The 2,565-nt window shown below is 70.7% G+C and carries 1 protein-coding gene and 1 pseudogene; one reads left to right on the top strand and one right to left on the bottom strand.

The window, feature by feature from the left end:
• Nucleotides 1-18: 18 nt before the first annotated feature.
• Nucleotides 19-2,296 (top strand): annotated as a pseudogene (locus A6A27_RS47395) (toxin glutamine deamidase domain-containing protein); the annotation flags it as partial.
• Nucleotides 2,297-2,357: 61 nt separating this feature from the next.
• Here the strand turns inward: A6A27_RS47395 and A6A27_RS44195 are convergent.
• On the bottom strand, nucleotides 2,358-2,565 hold a 208-nt coding region (locus A6A27_RS44195; protein ID WP_158073967.1), incomplete at its 5' end, for a hypothetical protein.

Here is a 2,565-nt window from a genome sequence, read left to right as displayed (position 1 = left end):
ACACCTCACCACCGCCGTATGCGAGTGCTCCGCAAGGTACAACCGGCGCAACAGGCGACCCGGGCAACCCCGACGGGACCCACACCCCACCGGCTGTCCCCACCGGCGGCGGGACCCACACCCCACCGGTTCCCCACCGGCGGCGGGACCCACACCCTGCCGGCTGTTCCCACCGGCGGGACCCACACCCCGTCGGTTGTTCCCACCGGCGGGACCCACACCCCGTCGGCTGTTCCCACCGGCGGCGGGACCCACACCCCGCCGGTTGTTCCCACCGGCGGGGGGACCCACACCCCCGGCGGGGACGACACCCCCACCGGGACCGGCAACAACGGGCCCGGGTCCGTAACGCCGCCGTTCGGCATCGGACCCGTGAACCAGCCGTCACCCAACCCACCACCACCCACCCACACGCCTGCCGGCGGGCCGCCAGCAAGCCAGACCTCGACACCGGCCGGTGGACCCTCATCCACCCAGACGCCGGCTGGTGGCCCGGCAGCTGGTAAACCGTCGACCGGCACGTCGCCGCACGATGGTGTGCCCGGCAGTGACGTAGCAGGAAGCAGTACCCCGGCGAGCGCTACGCCGGTGAGCGTGGCGCCCGACAGCGTGACCCCGTCCGAGATCACAACAGCCGGGCCGACACCAACCGAGTCAACACCCGCCGGGCCGACACCGGCCGGGTCGGGGCAGTCACTGGCGGCGGCCGGGTCCTGGGCCGCCGGGCCGACACCGGCCGGGTCGGGGCAGCCACTGGCGGCGGCCGGGTCCTGGGCCGCCGGGCCGACGACGGGCACCAGCACCCCGACGGTCGCCGGCACCGCACCGGCAGGCGGCGGCACAACGGTCGCGGGCAGCCCACCAGCCGGCCGGCCACTCGTGGGCACATCGTCGCCTGCGGCCGGCCCGGCGGCGGCTGGTCCCGTCACGCCGTCCGCACTGTCTGGCGGGCCCACCGCCGGTGGTCAGGCTGGTTCGCTGCCGACGCCGCCGGCGTCTCGGCCGGGGTCCCCGGCCGGCGACCTGCCGGCGGCTCCGTCGCTGACTTCGCCGGCGGCTCTGTCAGTGGCGCTCACGCCGCCGTCGTCTCGGTTGGGGCCCCCGGTGCGGGGCGTTTCAGCGGCGGTGGTGTCGGCATCTGTGGCCGGTAAGGCGTCCGTTGTGGAGGAGTTGGTCGGCGCTGCGCTTGGCCGGTATGACCGGTTGTCGGTTGACTGTGTGGTGCGGCTCGACCTCCTTGTGTCGAAGCTTCACCCGTACACCCGCGCGCGTGCCAGTATTGATGATGGTCATGTCGGTTCGGCGCGGGCGGAAGACGGGCTCGCTGCGCGGGTGGGCGCGACCTGGCAGCCGGTCGACGATTGGGGCCCGCTGATCGACACGGTCCGGGCAGCGGGTTCGGGCAGTGTGGCATTGGTGTTGGTGGACCAGGTGGGTCGTGACCGGCACGCTTTCGCGTTGTACAACTATGAGAGAGCGGTTTTCTGGGTGGAGACCCAGGCCGATCCCGGCACGCGGGTCCGCTCGGTGGTCCCGCCGCCGATCCCGTTGGTCGCCGCCCGGGCGATCGTGCTCGATCCGTCCGGTGTCCACGTCGTCCTTCCGGTCGCCACTCGTGGCGCGGCTGACGTTTTGGTTGATCCGTCGACCAGCCGGCGGTACCGCAGCGACCTGCCGCCTTCAGGTACAGCGCCCACCGGCCAGCCCTCCGTCTGGATGTACTGGTCGCCTCCTGGGACTAGCGGGCCGCCTCCTGGGACTAGCGGGCCGCCTGACCCGCGCAGCGCCTCAACCCGCGAAGAGTTCCATAGCCTTCTCAATACGTTGGCGGGGGACAGGTCGAATGCGGCGATCGCGGCCGCCAGCCGTGCTGGCGGGCAGCGTGGCATCTCCCAATCGACAGCGGGAAGCATCCGCGGCGGCACAAAGTGGCCTGGCGAGGATTCCTTGCGGGCCTTTCTGCGGGGTTGTGAGGTGCCAGAGGATCAGCATCAACCGTGGGTGGACCGGTACCGCGAACTGAGTAAAGGCCCGGTGGGGGATGGGCGGCCTGACCCGCGCAGCGCCACAACCCGCGAAGAGTTCCATCAGTATCTCAATACGTTGGCGGGGTACAGGTCGAATTCGGCGATCGCTGCCGCCAGCAGTGCCGGCGGGCAGCGTGGCATCACCGATAAGACAGCGGCAAGCATCCGCGAGGGCAAATTCTGGTTTGGCGAGGATACCTTGCGGGCCTATCTGCGGGGTTGTGAGGTGCCAGAGGATCAGCATCAACCGTCGCTGGCCCGGCGCGACGNCGGTACCGCGAACTGAGTAAAGGCCCGGTGGGGGATGGGCGGCCTGACCCGCGCAGCGCCTCAACCCGCGAAGAGTTCCATCAGTATCTCAATACGTTGGCGGGGTACAGGTCGAATGCGGCGATCGCTGCCGCCAGCAGTGCCGGCGGGCAGCGCGGCATCACCGACAAGACAGCGGCAAGCATCCGCGGCGGCAAATTCTGGTTTGGCGAGGATACCTTGCGGGCCTATCTGCGGGGTTGTGAGGTGCCAGAGGATCAGCATCAAC

The sequence above is a fragment of the Micromonospora sp. CB01531 genome, assembly GCF_001905095.1.
Classification (GTDB): Bacteria; Actinomycetota; Actinomycetes; order Mycobacteriales; family Micromonosporaceae; genus Micromonospora.
Note: the sequence above shows the minus strand (reverse complement) of the source record. Positions and strands in the feature narration are given on the sequence as shown.